The sequence below is a fragment of the Arthrobacter sp. ATA002 genome (assembly GCF_026898095.1).
Lineage (GTDB): Bacteria > Actinomycetota > Actinomycetes > Actinomycetales > Micrococcaceae > Arthrobacter_B.
The window spans coordinates 3,859,580-3,877,620 of sequence record NZ_CP114015.1 but is presented as its reverse complement, the minus strand read 5'-3'; the positions used below and the strand labels follow the sequence as shown (position 1 = coordinate 3,877,620).

21 protein-coding genes and 1 pseudogene are annotated in these 18,041 nt (G+C 64.8%); 9 read left to right on the top strand and 13 right to left on the bottom strand.

Annotated features, from left to right (window positions below; all coding sequences use genetic code 11):
• The 6 genes and pseudogenes from OL239_RS19045 to OL239_RS19020 all read left to right on the top strand — a co-directional run bounded on the left by OL239_RS19045 (position 1) and on the right by OL239_RS19020 (position 4,266).
• Complete coding sequence (locus tag OL239_RS19045; protein ID WP_268910200.1) at positions 1–1,506, top strand: tripartite tricarboxylate transporter permease; 1,506 nt, start codon at positions 1–3, stop codon at positions 1,504–1,506.
• Positions 1,507–1,699: 193 nt separating this feature from the next.
• Positions 1,700–2,353: a maleylpyruvate isomerase family mycothiol-dependent enzyme gene (locus OL239_RS19040; protein ID WP_268910199.1), complete on the top strand. Its 654-nt coding sequence runs from the start codon at positions 1,700–1,702 to the stop codon at positions 2,351–2,353.
• A gap of 99 nt (positions 2,354–2,452) precedes the next feature.
• Positions 2,453–3,160 carry an EAL domain-containing protein gene (locus tag OL239_RS19035; protein WP_268910198.1) on the top strand — a complete coding sequence of 236 codons (708 nt, stop codon included), beginning with the start codon at positions 2,453–2,455 and terminating at the stop codon, positions 3,158–3,160.
• A gap of 91 nt (positions 3,161–3,251) precedes the next feature.
• Positions 3,252–3,385 (top strand): annotated as a pseudogene (locus OL239_RS19030) (VOC family protein); the annotation flags it as partial.
• Between the two features lie 294 nt (positions 3,386–3,679).
• The gene (locus OL239_RS19025) at positions 3,680–3,802 is read left to right on the top strand and encodes a hypothetical protein (protein ID WP_268910197.1); all 123 of its coding nucleotides are present in this window, start codon (positions 3,680–3,682) and stop codon (positions 3,800–3,802) included.
• Entirely contained in the window at positions 3,799–4,266 is a 468-nt protein-coding gene (locus tag OL239_RS19020) for a hypothetical protein (protein WP_268910196.1), read from the top strand. Before OL239_RS19025 ends, OL239_RS19020 begins: the two co-directional genes overlap by 4 nt.
• 105 nt (positions 4,267–4,371) lie before the next feature.
• Here the strand turns inward: OL239_RS19020 and OL239_RS19015 are convergent, their stop codons facing one another.
• The 3 genes from OL239_RS19015 to OL239_RS19005 form a co-directional block, all read right to left on the bottom strand.
• On the bottom strand, positions 4,372–5,757 hold the full coding sequence (locus OL239_RS19015; protein WP_268910195.1) for an acetamidase/formamidase family protein: 1,386 nt from the start codon (positions 5,755–5,757) through the stop codon (positions 4,372–4,374).
• Between the two features lie 100 nt (positions 5,758–5,857).
• Positions 5,858–6,619 (bottom strand): YdcF family protein, encoded by a 762-nt coding sequence (locus OL239_RS19010; RefSeq protein WP_268910194.1) that lies wholly within the window; start codon positions 6,617–6,619, stop codon positions 5,858–5,860.
• A 17-nt stretch (positions 6,620–6,636) separates the two neighbouring features.
• A complete protein-coding gene (locus OL239_RS19005) occupies positions 6,637–6,957 on the bottom strand; it encodes a hypothetical protein (protein ID WP_268910193.1) in 321 nt (106 codons plus the stop codon).
• Between the two features lie 77 nt (positions 6,958–7,034).
• Between OL239_RS19005 and OL239_RS19000 the strand changes: the two genes are divergently transcribed.
• A complete protein-coding gene (locus tag OL239_RS19000; protein ID WP_268910192.1) occupies positions 7,035–7,970 on the top strand; it encodes a phosphatase PAP2 family protein in 936 nt (311 codons plus the stop codon).
• Positions 7,971–7,991: 21 nt separating this feature from the next.
• On the opposite strand, the gene OL239_RS18995 is transcribed toward OL239_RS19000, so the two are convergent.
• The 7 genes from OL239_RS18995 to OL239_RS18965 form a co-directional block, all read right to left on the bottom strand.
• Complete coding sequence (locus OL239_RS18995) at positions 7,992–8,786, bottom strand: AI-2E family transporter (protein ID WP_268910191.1); 795 nt, start codon at positions 8,784–8,786, stop codon at positions 7,992–7,994.
• Positions 8,750–9,109: a hypothetical protein gene (locus OL239_RS18990; protein WP_268910190.1), complete on the bottom strand. Its 360-nt coding sequence runs from the start codon at positions 9,107–9,109 to the stop codon at positions 8,750–8,752. The genes OL239_RS18995 and OL239_RS18990 overlap by 37 nt, the downstream gene beginning before the upstream one ends.
• A complete protein-coding gene (locus tag OL239_RS18985) occupies positions 9,109–9,846 on the bottom strand; it encodes an arginine deiminase family protein (RefSeq protein ID WP_268911825.1) in 738 nt (245 codons plus the stop codon). Before OL239_RS18985 ends, OL239_RS18990 begins: the two co-directional genes overlap by 1 nt.
• Complete coding sequence (locus tag OL239_RS18980) at positions 9,825–10,364, bottom strand: arginine deiminase family protein (protein ID WP_268910189.1); 540 nt, start codon at positions 10,362–10,364, stop codon at positions 9,825–9,827. Before OL239_RS18980 ends, OL239_RS18985 begins: the two co-directional genes overlap by 22 nt.
• 37 nt (positions 10,365–10,401) lie before the next feature.
• Positions 10,402–11,850, bottom strand: a complete 1,449-nt coding sequence (locus OL239_RS18975; RefSeq protein ID WP_268910188.1) for a basic amino acid/polyamine antiporter — start codon at positions 11,848–11,850, stop codon at positions 10,402–10,404.
• A 241-nt stretch (positions 11,851–12,091) separates the two neighbouring features.
• Positions 12,092–13,165, bottom strand: coding sequence for a DNA polymerase IV (locus OL239_RS18970; protein WP_268910187.1), 1,074 nt, complete (start codon positions 13,163–13,165; stop codon positions 12,092–12,094).
• A gap of 70 nt (positions 13,166–13,235) precedes the next feature.
• Entirely contained in the window at positions 13,236–14,096 is an 861-nt protein-coding gene (locus OL239_RS18965; protein ID WP_268910186.1) for an SDR family oxidoreductase, read from the bottom strand.
• Between the two features lie 217 nt (positions 14,097–14,313).
• Between OL239_RS18965 and OL239_RS18960 the strand changes: the two genes are divergently transcribed.
• Together OL239_RS18960 and OL239_RS18955 are read left to right on the top strand one after the other, a co-directional pair.
• A complete protein-coding gene (locus tag OL239_RS18960) occupies positions 14,314–15,162 on the top strand; it encodes a helix-turn-helix transcriptional regulator (protein ID WP_268910185.1) in 849 nt (282 codons plus the stop codon).
• Positions 15,163–15,492: 330 nt separating this feature from the next.
• On the top strand, positions 15,493–16,041 hold the full coding sequence (locus tag OL239_RS18955) for a hypothetical protein (protein WP_268910184.1): 549 nt from the start codon (positions 15,493–15,495) through the stop codon (positions 16,039–16,041).
• Positions 16,042–16,126: 85 nt separating this feature from the next.
• On the opposite strand, the gene OL239_RS18950 is transcribed toward OL239_RS18955, so the two are convergent.
• From OL239_RS18950 to OL239_RS18940, 3 genes are all read right to left on the bottom strand, one after another.
• Positions 16,127–16,255 carry a hypothetical protein gene (locus OL239_RS18950; protein WP_268910183.1) on the bottom strand — a complete coding sequence of 43 codons (129 nt, stop codon included), beginning with the start codon at positions 16,253–16,255 and terminating at the stop codon, positions 16,127–16,129.
• A gap of 132 nt (positions 16,256–16,387) precedes the next feature.
• A complete protein-coding gene (locus tag OL239_RS18945) occupies positions 16,388–17,410 on the bottom strand; it encodes an NADPH:quinone reductase (protein WP_268911824.1) in 1,023 nt (340 codons plus the stop codon).
• A 93-nt stretch (positions 17,411–17,503) separates the two neighbouring features.
• Positions 17,504–17,926, bottom strand: coding sequence for a TetR/AcrR family transcriptional regulator C-terminal domain-containing protein (locus OL239_RS18940; protein ID WP_268910182.1), 423 nt, complete (start codon positions 17,924–17,926; stop codon positions 17,504–17,506).
• Between the last annotated feature and the right edge of the window lie 115 nt (positions 17,927–18,041).

The following is an 18,041-nucleotide window of genomic DNA, read 5'->3' as shown; positions in this document are numbered from 1 at the left end:
ATGGATTCACTCAACATGCTGATGGAAGGCTTCTCCTCAGCACTGACCCCGATGAACCTGCTGTGGGTGCTCGTTGGCTGCCTGCTGGGCACCGCCGTCGGCGTGCTGCCCGGATTGGGCTCTTCCATGGCGGTGGCTTTGCTGCTGCCCATCACCTTTGCCCTCGACCCGACTGCCGCGTTCATCATGTTCGCCGGGGTGTATTTCGGCGGTATGTTCGGCGACTCAACCATGGCCATCCTGATGAACACCCCGGGGCAGGCGTCGGCGATTGCATCCACGTTCGAGGGGCACAAGATGGCCAAGGACGGCAGGGCCCCGCAGGCCCTGGCCACCGCGGCGATCGGCGCGTTCATCGGCGGCATGGTGGCCTCCGTTCTCGTCGTTTTCCTGGCCCCGGCCCTGGCTGACTTCTCAGCGAACTTCGGTCCGGCTGAATTCTTCGCGCTGGCGCTGTTCGCTTTCGTCGCTACGTCATCCGTGGTCTCGGACTCGGCAGTGAAGGGCCTCGCGGCCCTCGTGATCGGTCTGGGCATCGCCACGGTGGGCATTGACCCGTTCTCGGGTGCCGAACGTTTCAGTTTCGGTGCGCCCGAGATGTTCGACGGCATCTCCCTGATTACCGTGACGGTAGCCATTCTGGCGCTGGGCGAGGTATTCCATATTGCCTCCCGGATACGCCGCGACCGGACCGACCAGCGAATCCGCTCCGCAGGCCGCCCCTTCCTCTCCCGCGCCGAGATCAAAGAGGCCGCCCCGGCCTGGGCCAGGGGCACCGCCATCGGGCTGCCCTTCGGTGTCATCCCCGCCGGCGGGTCCGAGATTCCGACATTCATCTCCTACGACGTGGAGAGGCGCATTGACCGCCGGCGCAGGAACCCGAAGTTCGGCAAAGGCGCCATCCGCGGCCTGGCCGCTCCGGAGGCCGCGGGCAACGCCACCACCGGCACCGCCATGGGAGCTCTGCTGGCCCTGGGTCTGCCGGTCTCGGCCACCGCTGCGATCATGCTGGCGGCGTTCCAGCAGTACGGCCTGCAGCCGGGTCCCCTGCTCTTCGACCGGTCCCCCGACCTGGTCTGGGCACTGCTGGCGAGCTTCTTCATCGCGATGGTCGTGTTGCTCATCATCAACCTGCCCTTCGCGGGGCTTTGGTCCAAGCTGCTCCTCATCCCGGCTCCCTACCTGTACGCCGGGATTACGGTCTTCTGCGGCCTGGGCGTCTATGCCACTTCCGGGGCGGTGTTCGACCTGCTGATGCTGCTCGGGCTCGGAATGGTCGGCTTCCTTATGCGCCGCCACGGGATGCCCCTGGCCCCGCTCATGATCGGCGTGGTGCTGGGTCCGCTGGCGGAAACGAGTATGCGCGATGCGCTGCTGTCCTCCAACGGTGACTACTCCGTGTTCTTTGACGGGCCTATCCCGCTGGTGCTCTACGCTCTGCTCTTCATCGTGCTGGCGTTCACTGTCCGGTCCAAGGTTGTGAACCGGACCCGGCAGGACGTCTAGGTCCCCGCCCGCATCAGAACACCGACCGAAGGGTCCCGCCAGCCGGCGGGGCCCTTCGGCGGTTGTGCCCTTTACCCGTTGCGATTCGAGCCCGGTGGTCAGCTCGTCGAGGATGACCGCGCGCGGATTTCCGATCAACGCGAGCGCGATGGAACGAGGCATAGATACCGTGGTTATGTGGTTATATTGCCGCATGCCTTCCCCACCCCGGGCCGCCATCTGGCCGGCCGTTCACAGCGAACGGGACGCCCTCATCAGCGACCTTGAACGGCTCACCCCGGAGCAGTGGTCCGAGCCCGCGCTATGCCCCGGCTGGGACATTCACGACGTCGTCGCGCACCTCGTGGATACCGCGAAGACGACCCGCCTTGGCTTTCTCCGCCGGCTGATCGCCGCCGGGTTCGACTTCGACAAAGCCAACGCCGCCGGCATCACCCGGGAGCGTGCCGCCACCCCGGAAGTAACCCTGGCGGAATTCCGCCGCGTGCGTGGAGCAATTAAGACGCCGCCGGCTGCTCCGGCAACCCGGCTCGTGGAAGCCATCGTGCATGGCGAGGACATTCGGCGTCCCCTGGGCCTCACACGTTCCTATCCGGATGAGCCGGTCGTTGCGGCCCTGCGGTATCAACTGAAAACCGGCACCTCAATGGGCGGCGGCAAGGAACGCGCCGCCGGATTTCAGCTGCAGGCGTCCGATTCGGAATTCCAGCACGGCGCCGGGCCAGCGGTTCGGGGAAGCGCGCTGGCGCTGCTGATGGCTGTCTCGGGGCGCCCTGCCGATAAGGCAGATTTCACCGGTCCCGGTGCCGCCGCGTTCATCCAAAGGCTGGACCCAACGTCTCACTGAGCAGTCCCGTCCCGTACGGTGGACGTATCCAGCGAGGGGGGACAGCACATGGCATGCGAGGGCTGTACGACAGCGCCACAACTGAACTTCGATTTCAGTATGGCCTTTCAACCGATTTACGACGCCGGGGCCGGCCGGGTTTGGGGCTACGAGGCACTGGTCCGGGGCATGTCCGGCGAGGGTGCCTTCGAGGTCCTGTCTCAAGTTTCACCGGAACAGCGGTACCGTTTCGACCAGGATTGCCGCGTCAAGGCCATTGAGCTGGCTTCGCGGCTCTTTCCCGCCGGCGAGAACCTGATGCTGTCCATCAACTTCATGCCGAAGGCTGTCTATGAACCGGCGGCCTGTCTTCGGGCCACGCTGCTTGCCGCCAAGCGGCGCAGTTTTCCGATGTCATCCATCATGTTCGAGTTCACCGAAAACGAAGAGGTTGCGGACACCGCCCACCTCACCAACATCATCACTGAATACCGCAGGCACGGGTTCACCACCGCCGTCGACGACTTTGGTGCCGGGCACGCGGGGCTGGGCCTTCTCGTCGATTTTCAGCCGGATCTGATCAAGATCGATATGTTGCTCATCCGGGGGATCGACACCAGCCCGGCCCGGCAGGCCGTGGTAGCCGGGATTGTCGGAATAGCCAGGGACCTGGACATCACGCTGCTCGCCGAGGGCATCGAGACCGAGGCGGAGTTTCGGGTTCTTCGGGCAGCCGGCATCCGCCTGTTCCAGGGCTACTGGTTTGCGAAACCGGCCTTTGAGGAGCTTCCGCCGGTTTGGTCCGACTCTGTTACGGTCCGGCCGTAGTCATCGAATTCCGGTGCGCTGCGGTGATCCGGGCGGCGAATCCGGGAAGCGAGTCGAGGAAGGAGGCTGGCCCGAGGAAGTAAACACGCTCTGGGGTGCACTGGCCGATGGCGCGCGGATCATTGAGCCGCTCACCGCCTCCGCATGGAGCCCGGGTTTTGGATGCTCACGGACCGCTTCGGCGTGACCTGGGTGATCGACGTCGAGGCCCCCTGCAGCGGCTGAACCGCTGCCCCCGAACGCCGCGGCGTCCGGGGTCCAGGGGTTGCGTGCAGTGCACGATACCGGTAGCGTGCAGTGCATGACACCTACCGCCGAGTCTGTTCTGACTCAACTCCGCAAAGGCACAGTGGACTACTGCGCTCTCGCCTGTCTGCGTTCCGGTCCGGCCTATGGACTGGAGATCGCTGAACGGCTCGGGGAGGGAAAGTGCTGTTCAGCAGCGGTGGCACCCTTTACCCACTGCTTTCACGTCTGCGGCAGCAGGGTGGGTGACCACAACCCTGGAACCGTCACCGGTTGGACCACCCCCGCCGCTACTACCACCTGACTGACGAGGGCCACGCCGCTCTGCAGGTCTTCACCGAGACCTGGCACCCGTTCGCCGCCGACGTCACGACCATGATTAAGGAACTCTCGTGACAACCACTGAACCGATGCCGGAACTGCTGGAAGCCTACTTCGCCGATCTCGACCGGGCGCTGATCGGAACCGACGCACGGGAGCACGCGGAAACGGTCCAGGCAATGCGGGAGGATGCAGCAGAAATGCTCAGCCAGTACGGGGCGTCCGAGGAGACCGCGGAACGGGTCATCGCCGATTTCGGGCCCGTCGAACAGGTTGCTGCCGCCGCCACTCCGGCGCCCGTCGCCGCCGCACCCGTGCCTCGTCCCTGGGCCGACATCTGGCTGCTCGTCGGCTCCATCATTGGCCTGCTCTACTTCATCATCCCGGTGCTCTCGGTCGCCATGCTCATCTGGGCGATCGTGCGGCTGAGGCGCCATGTTGGGAGCCTGCCGCTGCAGAAGGGGGCCTTGTGGGTGTCGGGTACGGCTGTCGCCCTCGCCGTCCTGCTGTACGGCGTCCGCTCGGCCGCAAACTTCTAAGTCCTCGACGCGCTTAGTTGATGCCGGCCCCGGCTGCCGCCGCCCGGGGCACTGCGCCATCATCCACTTGAGCAGATTCCCAATGCCTGGCAGGGCTCCCCAGAGTCAGCCAAAGTCCGCCTTGCGGATCAGTCCGTGAACGCCGACGGTCCGGTCCACCACCTGCGACACGGCGAAGTCGGCGGCCGCGGACAGGTACGCATAAGCCACGGCCCGGTCCATGCCCTTCTCCTGCTCGAGGAAATCCAGGGCATTGACCACGGCCCGCCGCATCGCCACATTCAGGTCGCTGCTGACCCCGCCGCCGCCCAGGCCGTCCGGGTCGGACAGGCCGATCGGGATCCAGGCGTCGGCGGTCTCCCCGAACGGGTACCGGTGGGCCAACTCCGGGGCATCGCCGGCACCGGGTTTGCAAACGGTCAGCCGGAAGGTGCCGCGCAGTGATCCCTCCATCGCGGTCAGGGCCACTTCGCCATCGCCCATGCCCATGTGCGGATCACCCACATAGAACAGTGCGCCGTCGGCCTTCACCGGCAGATAAAACGTGGACCCCGGGCCCAGGTGACGGATGTCGATGTTGCCGCCGCCGAGGGTGGGCGGCACGGAGTTGGCTTCCGGATCGGTCAGGCCGCTGCTTTCGGCGTGGGCCACGCCCATCATGCCCATGAACGGGCGCAGCGGAAACCGGACCTTCATCTCGCCGCTGGTCATCACGCCCTTGCCGTCCTCGATCGCAGTGAACACCGAGACGTTGTGATAATCCGTCGGCACGCCCGAGGCGCGGTTGTCCGTGGCGGCCGGCGGCATGACTTCCTCCAGCGTGATGCCCGCCGGAGCGGCCGGTCCCTGCTGGACGGCCAGCGAGCCCTTGCCGTGCCGGCTGGACACGACGCCGTACGGAACCCGCGGCACCGCGGCGAGGGTTTCGATCTTCAGGACGTCCCCCGGCTCCGCGCCTTCCACCGCAACGGGGCCGGTGACCACGTGCGGTCCGTCGGTGTCGAAGTTCCGCGGGGTGCGGTTGTAGCCGGCGGCAATGTCGACGGCGTCCTGCAGCACACTGTCCGCTTCGACGCCGTGGCCGCCGAAAAACGACACCGGGTCGCGGCCCTGGTCCTCCAGGATTCCTTCATGGGAAAGGGCATCTATGGTGATGGTCTGGCCGGACTTCATCCGTGCCACGGGGTTGGCATGGACGGTGGGAACGTAACCCCACAGCACGTCGTCGGGGGCGGATGCGAGGTAGTGGTCCCCGGGCATTTCTCCGGAGTGCGGCTGGAGGATGTTTCCCGGCTGCGCATCCGGCGGCCCGGGCGTGCCGGCACCGGAACCGACGGCTCCGGACGGGGAAGGACTCTGCGAAGTCTCCGCACTGCAGCCGGTGGCGAAGGCCAGGGCACCGAGACCCGCGGCGGCACCCAGAAACCTCCTGCGGCCCAGTCCCTTGGTCAGCACCTCGGCGGCCTCGCGTCCGATCAGCATTTTGTTCATCGTGTCCTCCTCTAGCTGGTGCCCCTAAAGGTAGCCAGCCGGAGTTTCAGCCCTGTTTCCGGTGGATGAACGGGCGGTGCAGGGCACGTGCGCTGGCGAGTCAAGCCGTGAGAGCCAACCAGGTGAAGGCACTCAGAATTACCGATGGCAGTCCGGCCAGGAAGATGAGGAACCGGTGGCCGGCCATCACTGCCACGAATTCCCGCAAATAGGCGCTGGGCCAGAAGTAGAAGGCAGTCGGCGAACCGATGGCGTGTGCGTCGATGCCGAGCTTTCGAGCCAGCATGGCCGCTCGTGGGGCGTGATAGTTGTTCGTCACGATGAGGTAGGGCGGTGCCACGCCGTGCTGCTGCAGCAGCTCGGCGCTGTAGCGAAGGTTCTCCTGGGTTGTTCGTGCACGGTCTTCCACGAGAATGTCTTCGGCGGGGACACCGTGCCGGCGCAGCCACTCACCCATTGCCTGGCCTTCCGGCTGTGGTTCGTCACGGCCTTGGCCGCCGCTGGGCATGATCGGGATCCTGCCTCTCGGGGCAGTGCGCTGCGCGGACGCGGTGATGGCCTGCTGCAGGCGCCCGGCGAGCAGCGGAGGGACCCGCCCGGCCAGCAATCCCGCCCCCAGCACGATGACCGCCTGGGCCGGGGCCCGCCGGGCGATAAAAGCGTAAGCCGCGGTGTGCGCCGCAAACACGAGAAAGAGGAGTCCTACGCACGCCTGCAGGGTCAAAAGCCCTACCGCCAGAGTCCCCGTCACGCTGTTTTCATGACGAAGCAGCCAAACAACGACGATAGGTAAAACCAGCAGAGTGAGTCCCGCCAGCAGTGACAAAAGATTGCCCAGTGACCGGCTTTCCCTGCGGAGCATCAGCACTCCATTGGCGGTTAAAGTAGTGGAAGCAGCATTAGCCCCAGTGCAGCGACCGCCGCGATCACGACAATGACAAGCTCAGCGGCGACGTCGAGTACGGGTACCCTCGAAGCAAGAAAGGCGACGAACCCCAAGAGCGAGTACGCGGTCACGACGACCAGGAATCCGTTCCGCAGCGACCGTGCGTCTCTTCGCACGGACCAGGCGAGCAATCCCGTGCAGAATGCGAAGCCGGCGAAACTGTAGAGGGCCTGGATGAAAACGCTGGATACGGAATCCGCAGCCGTCATGAGCTCTCTCCCCGCCGCAATAGTGCCACGTCCAACAGTTGCCACGAGGATACTCGTTTATCGTTCCGCCTGCGGATCATGGAGCGCTTCCCGTAGAAGGACGTGCTTGCTAGGGTCCTGCCATGAAAATTACCGGAGCCGGACGTGCTGCTGAGTATTCTTCCCTGCGGAGTACCCGGTGGCTGGTCACCGCCGGGGTGAGCCTCCTTGTGTTGATCTTCAGTTATCTGAGTGCGGTTTGGACGGAACACGGTCAAACAACGGAGAATGCGGCTCTTCGTGGTGCCGATCAGGTCAGCGACGGGGAGCTGGCTGCCGCGGCGGAGTCACTGGACAATATCACCGTCTATTCCCTGGCGCTGGCGGTATGCCTTGTCGCCCTGGTGGGCCTGGTCCGGCGACGTCCGGACCTGGCCTTTGCCGGCGTCGCCGTCATTGTGCTGGGCCAGGTTATTACCCAGGGGCTTAAGCGGTTTATTCTGCCGCGGCCGGAATTGGTCGAGGTCAGCGGCGATTTTACGCAGAACAGTTTTCCCAGCGGGCACACAACAATTGCAATGACCGTGCTGTTCGCCGTCTTTATTGTTGTTCCCTACCGTTGGCGGGGACTCGCCGCGCTGGTGGTCCTGACGTGGGCAATTGGAATCGGCGCCTACACGACAACCGCAAAGTGGCACCGCTTCAGTGACACTTTGGGCGCCGACGCCGTCGCGCTGCTGTGCGGATGCCTCGCCGCATGGTGGCTGACCCGGCGTGGAAGCCTCGGTTATGGTTCCGGCGGCCCGCGGCGGGGCAGGACGGTCTTCGCCGCCGTGATCGCTGCGTTCACCGCACTGCTTCTGGCGCTCGGCGCACTTCTGTGGGGGCTTCCGCTGCTGCGGGATACGGACCTTTCCATGCCGGACCCGACCCGGGACTACACGGCATACCTTGGCGCGCATGCCCTGGCGGCGGGGTTTTCAGGACTAACTGCCCTCATTTTTTGGGGTCTGTGGCACCGGCTGGATACGGAGAACAAAACGGCCGCCCAACCCTCCAAAGCCGGTGCAGTGCAGTGAGGTGTTCCGGGCGGGTAAACGTTAACCGCTTCTATCGGGCACCGGCGGGGCGAGCTTCGGTTGTGCAGCGGTTCGGCTGATGAGCTTGCCGGAGGAAACGAACCCGTACAGCCAGCGGGCACGTGGATCCGAGTCCACAAAGACTGCCTTGACCACTATGGTGACCGGCACCGCGAGAATTGCACCAAGCGGACCAAGTATCCATGTCCAGAAGACAATGCAGACCACTTCAACGACCATCGAGAGGCCCACGGCGTCCCCAATGATCTTCGCGGGCAGGGCCGATGTGACGACGAAATTCAGAATTACGTAAACGATGATGACCAGGAGCATCGACTGCCATCCGTCGAGCAGCAGTGCGAGCAGCGCCGGCGGCGCCATTCCGATCATGAATCCAAGATAAGGAATGTAATTGCAGACAGCGGCCAGCACGCCCCAGAGCAACGCCAGGGGGATCCCCAGCGCCATCAGGAATAGAGTGTCCAGAACTCCAACGACGACGGCAAACACGGTTGTTATTCCCATAAAGCGGCGGACGCCGCCCAGACTGGCCGCCAACGACTGGGCGAGCACAGGGTAGTCACGGTAAAGCCACTGTGCACGCAGTGGCATCTGCATTGCCTCGATGCCAAGGAAGACCAGGACGGTGCCGGTAAACACCAGAAGCGTGGCGAGGCTGAAAAGCGGCGGAATTTGGCTGGTCAGCCAGAAGGCGGCTTCCGGAAGGCTGATGCTCTCAAGCAGCTCAGCGGCCTGTGGAGACTGAATCCCCGCTTCATTCAGCCAAGCGGCCAGATCCGCAATGATGCCCTGCATCCGCCCGGAATACTCAGGAGCAAACCCGCCAGACGGCTCAGCGAATAGATGATGACGGCCAATACGGCGGCCAACAGGCCGAACACGATGAGCAGGAGGACGCTGAGGGCAAGTGGCCGGGGAACACGGCGCTTTATCAGCCAGGTACCGGCCGGATAGACCACCACAATGGCCAGCGCGGTCAGCAGTAACGGTCCGAACAGCCAGGACAATTCCTGCAGCCCCGCCAACGTGATGAGTATGCCGGCGGCCATGAGGAAGAACGACGCCGCACGGGGTGCCTCCGCCGGGAAGGATGAGCCGGCGGGTCCGCTCGCAGGCATTAGTCGACAGCGTCACGCATGATCGGGCAGGTCATGCAGTGCCCGCCGCCGCGGCCCCGGCCAAGCTCGGCGCCGACGATGGTGATGACCTCAACTCCGGCCTTCCGCAGGGCCGCATTGGTCTGGGTGTTGCGGTCGTAGGTGAAGACGACGCCGGGCTCCAGCGCCACCGCATTGTTGGCGCTGTCCCACTGCTGCCTCTCCGAGGCATAGAAGTCCCCGGCTGTTTCCACGATGCGCAGTTTTTCGTAGCCAAGGGACTCGGCTACGACGTCGACGAAGCGCCGGTCCTTTTCATCCGTCACTTCCAGACCCGGACTTTTGTCGGAGGGGCGCAGGGTAAACGCGTGGATACCGTCGACGATGGCCGGGTGGATAGTCGCCAGATCCCTGTCCGCGAAGGTGAATACCGTGTCCAAATGCATCGCCGCGCGAAGCTTCGGCATGCCCGCAACCACGATCCGTTCCGCGGCTTCCGCCCTAAACAGTGCCTGCGCCAACTGTGTGATCGCCTGACGGGACGTGCGTTCGCTCATTCCGACGAGGACCGTCCCGTTGCCAGCCGGCATGACGTCGCCGCCTTCCAGGAACGCCTGTCCCCAGTCCAGTTCCGCGTCCCCCCACCACACCGCCGCGGCCGCAAAGTCCGGATGGAACCGGTAAATGCTCTGCATCAGCAGGGTTTCGTCATGGCGGGCCGGCCAGTACAGCGGGTTCATGGTGAGGCCGCCGTAGATCCAGCTGGTGGTATCCCTGGTGTAGAGCGTGTTGGGAAGCGGCGGCAGGAGGTACTCGGGTCTTCCTGGGATTCCCGGGCCAGTCCGATGTAGTCGCTGCGGTAGTCTTCGGGAAGTTCCATGGTGGACAGGCCGCCGATAAGGTACCGGGAAAGTTCAGCACCGGAGAGGGAATCCAAGAAGGCACGTGTGCCGGTGACCAGCCCCAGGCCCACCCGGTTGGCGATGACCTTCCGGTCGAGCAACCATGCCCGCGCCTCGGGCATGTCCATCGTCTGCCCCAGCAGGTCGTGGAGCTCGACGACGTCCACGCCTCTGTTTTTCATTTTATTGACGAAATCCAGGTGGTCCCGCTGGGCGTTCTCGACCCACATCACGTCGTCGAAAAGTAGTTCGTCGCTGTTGGTGGGCGTCAAGCGCTCATGGGCGAGACCGGGAGAGCAGACGAGGACTTTGCGAAGCCTGCCGACTTCGGAATGCACTCCATAGGAGGAAGTTTGTCCGGTGGTGGGAATCATGCGCTTCTCCTTGTAGATGGTGGTTCAGGGCTGCGGATCAAAGCTGTATCCAGCCCTGGGACAGGGCGACCACGCCGGCAATTGCACCGGCGAGCGTAATTAGGAACAGAATCAGTTCACGCGGACTGAAGATTTGCTGCCCCTTTTCCCGCCGCAGCATGACGAACATGACCGTCACCGGAGCATAAAAAATGAGGGAGATCAGGGCCAGGCTCAGTCCGGCGGCATAGATCAGGAATATGGTGTAGATGGTGGCCAGGACGGCGATGATGAGGTCACCGCGCCAGCCGCGGCTCATGGCGTCCTGGTACGTCTCCCGTGTGATGCAGAGCTTGAGGGCGTAAAGGGCTGCAAGCAGGAACGGAATCAGCGTCAGCACCGCCGTCATATCCAGTGCGAAGTCGAAGGCGTCTTCCGAAAAGTAGGTAATAATCAGCACGAGTTGACTCAGGACCGTACTCAGCAGCAATGCGTTAACGGGTACATCCGAAGCGGTGGCCCGGGCCAGGAACCTCGGCATGTCCCCCTCGGAAGCGGCAACATAGAGCACTTCGGCTGCCATCAGGCTCCAGGCGAGGTACGCGCCCAGCACCGAAATAATCAGGCCGGCGCTCACGAAGACGGCACCCCAGGGCCCGACCGCCGCCTCCAGGACACCGGCCATGGAGGGCTGGCGCAGCTGGGCGATTTCTCCCATCGGCAGGATCCCGTAGGACACAATCGTGACCGAGGCGAAAACGGCGAAGACGCTCAGGAAACCGAGGATTGTGGCCCGCCCTACGTCTTCCCGGCGCCGCGCGTGCCTGGAATAGACGCTGGCTCCTTCCACGCCAAGGAAGACGAATACGGTGACGAGCATCGTGGAACTGACCTGCTGGAAGAGCGAGCCCGTGTAGTCCGATCCGGCAAAGTTCCGGGCAAATACCCCGGGGTCGAACGCGAGGACTGCCAACAGCACGAACACGATGATGGGAACGAGCTTGGCCACGGTAACGATGCGGTTGATTGCGGTGGCTTCTTTGATGCCGCGCCGGATGAGCAGGAAAAACCCCCACAGTCCAACCGACGACAGAACCACGGCAAGAATGGTGTCACCGGCGCCGAGCTGTGGGAAGAGCACGCCCAGAGTGGACATGGTGAGCACCCAATAGGTCACGTTTCCCACGCAGGCGCTGGCCCAGTACCCGGCGGCGGAGAAGAAGCCCACGTAGTCGCCGAATCCTGCCTTGGCATAAGCAAACACGCCCGCATCGAGCAGGGGTTTGCGCATGGCCAGCCGCTGGAAGACAAATGCCAGGGTGAGCATTCCCAGGCCGGCGATGGTCCATGCGATAACTGCGCCCAGGACACCGGTTTCCTGCGCGAAGCGCCGGGGCAGCGTGAATACTCCTGCCCCGACCATGGACCCGATCACGACGGTGGTGAGAGTGAACAGCGACAGCTTCGCGGCTGTTTGTTTTCCTTCCAAAATATGCGAATCAGACATATCTCTCCCTGCTGGGGGGACAACGTTTAGCTGGATGCTTTCGGTGGCCCGCAAACCTACATCGAAATAGGGTCAGGAGCCGATACTCTGTTGCCGTTTTCTTGCCGGGATCGTAATGGATTTTTGCTGGTTATGGAAGCTAAATGCACGGCTGATCCAGTGCAATTGTTGAAATGGCAGATTCGGTCCCCTGCGCCGGGGCGGAGGGGAGCAGTCCCTCGAGCGGGATCTGGACGACGCGTCACCATCCGCCGCGCGTGGGCGTATGTCCCTTCCGCACGTCGTCGGGCATGGCCATTTCCGCCCGCAGGCCCAGCAGCCGGATCGGACGGCCGGGGTCGATGGCGCCGGCCAAATCCAGCGCCCTGGCCAGGACCTCATCCCGGTCGAAGGTCTCCGGAATCTTCCGGGCGTGGGTCTTGGTGGTGAACGGCGCGTACCGGACCTTTAGGGTCAGCCCGATCACCGGCCGCCCCTCAGCAGCCACGTCGTTCAGGACGTTCGCAGCCAGCTCCCGCACGGCGCGGTTCACCTGGGCCGATTCGGTGAGGTCCTGCTGGAAGGTGGTTTCCCGGCTGTGCCCGCGGGCCACCCACGGCGTGTCATCCACCGTTCCGGTTCCGTCGCCGCGTCCCAGCTGCGCATACCAGGGACCCATTTTCGGCCCGAACTCCGGCACCAGCGATGCCGGATCCGCGGCGGCAAGCTCAGTGACGGTGGCGATGCCGAGATTGGCCAGCCGGCCCGAGATCTTCGCGCTCACGCCCCAGAGCTCCCGCGTGGGCCGGCTGCCCATGACATCGAGCCAGTTGTCCGCGGTGAGGCGGAAGACGCCGGCTGGCTTGCCGAAACCGGTGGCGTTCTTGGCCCGCACCAGGGTGTCGCCAATGCCCACGCTGCAGTGCAGCTGCGCCGCCTCCAGCACGGCGGCCTGAAGATCCCGGGCATAGGCCTCCGGATCCTCCGTCGAGGTGCCGACGAAGGCCTCGTCCCAGCCCAGGACCTGCACGACGGCGCCCGGTTGGGCACGCAGGGTGGCCATGACGACGTCGGACGCGGCGAGGTAGGCGTCGGCGTCGACCGGAAGAATCACCGCGTCGGGCACCTTGCGGGCGGCGATCCGCAGCGGCATTCCGGAGCCGACGCCGAAGGCCCGTGCCTCGTAGGAGGCGGTGGACACCACGGCCCGTTCGGTCGGATCACCCCGCCCGCCCACAATCACCGGTTTTCCCGCCAGCTCGGGGCGCCGGAGCACCTCGACGGCGGCAATGAACTGGTCGAGGTCAACGTGCAGGACCCATGGGTTTCCGGTCACGCGAACAGTCTGCCCTATGCGTCCCGGATGGGCATCAGGTTCCGGCCCCGAGCCCGGCGCCGGGCCCCGGTCAGGCCTGCAGGGCCGCTGCGACGCTGGCGGACATCGGAGTGGTGGGCCGGCCAAGGACCGTGCTCAGGTCACTGGTGACGTAGTCCAAGGTTCCCTTGGCGATCGCCACGTCAGCGTCGACGATAAGTTCCACAATGTGTTCGGGCAGTCCTGCCTGCTGCAGGACGTGACGGTACTCCTCGGCGGGAAGGTCCGTGTAGGTGACGGGCTTGCCGGACTGCGCTGCAACCTCGGCGGCGAGCTCGTCAAGGGTCCAGGTGGTGTCGCCGGTGAGGTCATACACCTTCCCCGCTTGGCCTTCGCTCGTCAGGATGATGGCGGCAGCTTCGGCAAGGTCCGCCCGGCTGGCCGAAGCCATCCGGCCGTTGCCGGCACTGCCGAGCAGGGCACCGTACTGCAGGGCAGCGCCAATGCCGTTGGTGTGGTTCTCGGCATACCAGCCGTTGCGCAGAATGACGGCGGGCACGCCGGAGGCAGCGATGGCCTCTTCGGTGTCGCGGTGTACGGGTGCCATGCCCATCAGGTTGGTGGGGGCGTGGGTTACGGAGGTGTAGGCGAGCAGCTCGACGCCGGCGGCCATTGCGGCGTCGATTCCCGCCTGGTGCTGGGCGACCCGCGCGGCGTCCGGGCCCGACGGGGAGGACACCAGCAGGACCCGGTCAGCGCCGGCGAACGCCGCCATCAGGGTTTCGGGCTTGTTGTAATCCGCAAAACGGACTTCGACACCCAACTTGGCCAGTTCCGCTGCTTTGGGGGACTCGAGGTCCACGGCGATGATCTGGCTGGCCGGCACCCGGGCGAGCAGGTGGTTGATGACCTGGTGTCCGAGCTGGCCGGTGGCTCCGGTGACGACAATCATGAGTTTATTCCTTCTAACAGCGGGGGATGGGTTAGGGCATCGGCATCACGGTGTTCCCCGCCGGCTTGACGGGTGGGCACCTGACCAGACGGCCTTCAACCAACGTATGGGGCCTGTCCCCGTCGAACCTAGGTGGGGACAGTGCCGGTGCATCATGGGAATGGCAGTACCAGCCTGTTTGGGCCGGTGCGGGAGGCTGTGCGGGACAATGTTAACCATGAGTGCATCGGGAGAACTGGCAGCGGTACTGAGGGTGTGGCGTGAACGCCTCACCCCGCAGATGGCGGGCCTGCCTGCCTACACCAGCCGGCGCACCAACGGCCTGCGGCGCGAGGAGCTGGCCGTGCTGGCGTCGGTGTCCGCGGACTACATCGTGCGGTTGGAGCAGGGACGCTCCGCGGCGCCGTCGGTGCAGGTCTGCGTTTCGCTGGCCCGTGCTTTGCAGCTCAGCGACACGGAGCAGGAGTACCTGTTCCGGCTGGCCGGTCACGCGACCGGCGGCGGCCGCATCACCCGGATGGTGCCGGCGAGCATCCGCCGGCTGGTGGAACGCACCGGTGAACGTCCCGTGGCGGTCTTCGACGCCATGTGGAACCTCCTGCTCTGGAATCCGATGTGGACGGCGCTGATGGGAGACCCTTCGTCGTCGAAGGAAGCGGACCGGAATCTGTTGTGGCTGCATTTCACCGGCACTTCCGACTGCCATCTGCACGGACCCGACAGCCCCGAAGCCCTTGACGCGTCCCTCGTCGGCGACCTGCGCCGCAGCGCCGGACGCTACCCCGGGGATTCCCAGCTGCAGCAGCTCGTGGTTCGCCTGAAGGAAGCGAGTCCGCATTTCGCCCGGCTCTGGTCGCGCCACGAGGTGGACGAACACGGTCCGGCCGTCAGGCAGGTTGTCCACTCCGAGGTGGGCACCATGGACCTGGACTGCGATATTCTCACCACCCAGCGCCACGACCTGCGGATCATGATGTACACGGCTGAGCCCGGCAGCGAGTCCGACAGCAAACTGGCATTGCTCGGGACCATTGGCGCCCAGGACATGGCGGCTGATTCACGGTAATCGGCACTGTGCCTTCGGCTGGACGTCCCGAAATGACCCCACTAGGCTCACTCCATGGGGCCCACATCTGACCAGACACAAAAGACGCAACCCACTGTGCTCGTGCCGGCGGTGTACTGCCTGCTCATTACCGGTCTCGGATTATGGGTAAGCCTGGCCTCCGGCCAGTGGATCGCGATGGTTTGCGCTGTCGGTCTGCTGGTGTTGCCGGTGCGCGGATACAGCATCCGGCGTTCCAGGAATGCCGGTAGTCGGTAATCCTCTTCTCAGCTAAGCTACCTATCGCTGCGGCGAATCCGCCGCAGAATGGTCCAGCTTTTTGGGGGAAGCATGTCCGAGAAAATGGCGCAGAACGCCAACCAGGGTTCCAGTACCGCCGGGGGACCGGTTGCCGCTCCGGCAGCTCCGGCGCGGGCCAAGACCGTGGGGATTGCCTTTTGGCTGCTGGTGGCTGCCGCAGCGGCGGTGTTGATCCGCATCCCGGTGGGAATTAGTGCAGTGAACAGTGACGAGTACAAAGCCGAGCTTGAGGCGGTGTTCGGCAGGAACGTGATTGTGCCCAACTGGATCGCGTCGGAAAGTTCCGCCTACGTATGGTCCGGCATCATCACCGCTGCCGTCTTCGCGGCGATCGCCGTCCTGATCCGCATGGGCCTTGGGTGGCCGCGTTTCGTGCTGGTCCTCTCCGTCGTCCTGACGGGGCTGAACATGCGTGTTCAGTTCACCCAGGAGCCGGTGGTCACGGCAGCAGCATGGGTGACCCTGGCCTCGGTCCTGCTGGCACTTGCGGCGGCAGTGCTGCTCTTCCTGCCGCAGTCGGGGGCTTACTTTAAGTCAGTGAGCCGGGGCCGGAAAAACAAGTTGGCCAGCCAGGCCTAGGCCAGCCGGTCCCGCGTCAGGTCCGCCGGACGCAGCAAAAAGCCGGGTCCTTCCTGCGGGAAGGGCCCGGCTTGTTGCTGTGCGCTTACTTCTGCTCGTCGTCCTTATTGCCGTCGACAGCGTCCTTGACCTTGTCCTTGGCCTGGTCCACCTGCTCGGGGTGATCCTTGGCCGCGTCTTTTGCCTTGTCTGCCATACCGCCTAGATCTGCCATGCGATTCTGCCTTTCCTCATGTGGGGGTGAGGCTCAGGTCCAACAGCCTCGGTTGGGTATCACCCATCCTGCACCCGGCTTACCGCCCGGCGTAACCCCCGGACGGTACGGCAACTACCGGATTTTCCGCGACTATGCGCTCTCGTCGGCCACGCGGATCAGGATCTTGCCCGTGGTCCCGTTCTCGACGGCGTCATGTGCGGCGGCGGTCTCCTCCAGCGGGAACCAGGTCAGCGGCAGCCCGGCGGACTCGCCCACCGGGAATGCGCCGTCGCGCAGGGCGGCGGTGATGTCCTCCGCCGCGGCGTGCTGGGCCTCGGTGCCCACCGTATAGATGAGTACGCCCTGCCAGCGGACGTTCTTCGCGAAGCTTGCGATGATGGGTGCGGTGAACTCTTCGCCGTTGTTGTTCGCGTAGTAGGCGATGCTGCCGTGGTTGGCGATGACCTCCACGTCCAGCGCCGCGTTCTGGGCGGGGGAGACCTCAACGATGGAATCCACGCCGTCCGGGGCGATCTCGCGGATGCGGTCGGCCAGGGCGTCGTCGGGGTACTGGACTACGTGGTGTGCGCCGGCGGCACGGGCGAGCTGTTCCTTCGCATCGCTGCTGACCGTGGCAATGACAGTGGCACCGGCCCAAACGGCGAACTGGATGGCGGCGTGGCCCACGGCTCCGGCGCCGCCCTGCACCAGGACCATGCGTCCGTTGAGCGCTCCGGGGGCGAGCCGGGACGGGCCGTTTTCATGCACGGTCAGGGCGCGGTGCGCCGTCATGGCCGGCACGCCGAGGCTGGCGGCGACGTCGAATCCGATGCCCTCGGGCAGCTTCACGGCGCGGTCTGCGGGAAGCACCGTGAATTCGGAGGCCGTGCCGGTTGGCCGTCCGTGGGCCGCCAGGTACAGCCACACCCGGTCACCGGGCTGCAGGTTTGTGACCCCTTCGCCGACGGCGTCCACCGTTCCGGCGCCGTCCTGGTTCGGTACCACCTCCGGGAAGGCAAGCTCACTGCCGGCACGGGCCTTCCAATCGGTGGGGTTCACGCCCGAGACTGCGACGCGGATGCGCACTTCGCCCGGACCGGGTTCGGCGACGTCGCGGTCTGCGAGGGTGAGGACGGATGATGGACCGGTGGCGGAGTACACGATTGTCTTCATTGGCGGTACAAGAGACATAGTCCGCGTTCTATTCCCCCGGGCCGGCTCTTAGAGGTTCCGTCAACTCCACAGGCAACGGGGCAGATTGAGGCATCAGTGCTGGGCTGAAGCCCCGTAGCGTGCAGCGATCGTCAGCGCGGCTTGGTTGACCACTTGGTGCGTCTGTTCCGCGGTGGGCACTTCTTGTCCGTGGAGCAGGCGGGGCCAGAAGAGGGCAGAAGCGACCATCCCCGGGAACTGCGCTGCCGCCAGACCCGGGTCGCTGACGCTCGCGGTTCCCGCATTGTTCCCCGCCCGAAAGTAGCGGTTGAGCGCAGTCGGCACCGGCAGCGTGCCGAAATTGAAAGTCCGCCCGCGCAGTTCCGGAAACCTGGGGGACTCAGCGATGACGGCGCGGATCAGATCCGCCATGTGCGGGCGGAACATGAGCCAATTGAACGGGAGGGTGTTCCCTACTTTTTTGGTGTCGACGACATACTGCAGGCGGTTGAGTTCGCCAAGAACGCTGCGGGCCATCAGTGGGTGAGCCTGCTGGGAGGCAGCATTTCACGGCAGTGCCTCGAGCTTGGACTTTGTCGATGAAATTCAGCCGGATGTTGTCCCGCTGCTCCTCGGCGAAGGCATTCCGCTG

Coding starts and splice junctions, on each gene's coding strand:
- OL239_RS19045 (WP_268910200.1), top strand. CDS start 1: ATGGATTCACTCAACATGCTGATGGAAGGCTTCTCCTCAGCACTGACC.
- OL239_RS19040 (WP_268910199.1), top strand. CDS start 1,700: ATGCCTTCCCCACCCCGGGCCGCCATCTGGCCGGCCGTTCACAGCGAA.
- OL239_RS19035 (WP_268910198.1), top strand. CDS start 2,453: ATGGCCTTTCAACCGATTTACGACGCCGGGGCCGGCCGGGTTTGGGGC.
- OL239_RS19015 (WP_268910195.1), bottom strand. CDS start 5,757: ATGAACAAAATGCTGATCGGACGCGAGGCCGCCGAGGTGCTGACCAAG.
- OL239_RS19010 (WP_268910194.1), bottom strand. CDS start 6,619: ATGCTCCGCAGGGAAAGCCGGTCACTGGGCAATCTTTTGTCACTGCTG.
- OL239_RS19000 (WP_268910192.1), top strand. CDS start 7,035: ATGAAAATTACCGGAGCCGGACGTGCTGCTGAGTATTCTTCCCTGCGG.
- OL239_RS18995 (WP_268910191.1), bottom strand. CDS start 8,786: ATGCAGGGCATCATTGCGGATCTGGCCGCTTGGCTGAATGAAGCGGGG.
- OL239_RS18990 (WP_268910190.1), bottom strand. CDS start 9,109: ATGCCTGCGAGCGGACCCGCCGGCTCATCCTTCCCGGCGGAGGCACCC.
- OL239_RS18980 (WP_268910189.1), bottom strand. CDS start 10,364: ATGATTCCCACCACCGGACAAACTTCCTCCTATGGAGTGCATTCCGAA.
- OL239_RS18975 (WP_268910188.1), bottom strand. CDS start 11,850: ATGTCTGATTCGCATATTTTGGAAGGAAAACAAACAGCCGCGAAGCTG.
- OL239_RS18965 (WP_268910186.1), bottom strand. CDS start 14,096: ATGATTGTCGTCACCGGAGCCACCGGCCAGCTCGGACACCAGGTCATC.
- OL239_RS18960 (WP_268910185.1), top strand. CDS start 14,314: ATGAGTGCATCGGGAGAACTGGCAGCGGTACTGAGGGTGTGGCGTGAA.
- OL239_RS18955 (WP_268910184.1), top strand. CDS start 15,493: ATGTCCGAGAAAATGGCGCAGAACGCCAACCAGGGTTCCAGTACCGCC.
- OL239_RS18950 (WP_268910183.1), bottom strand. CDS start 16,255: ATGGCAGATCTAGGCGGTATGGCAGACAAGGCAAAAGACGCGGCCAAG.
- OL239_RS18945 (WP_268911824.1), bottom strand. CDS start 17,410: ATGAAGACAATCGTGTACTCCGCCACCGGTCCATCATCCGTCCTCACC.
- OL239_RS18940 (WP_268910182.1), bottom strand. CDS start 17,926: ATGGCCCGCAGCGTTCTTGGCGAACTCAACCGCCTGCAGTATGTCGTC.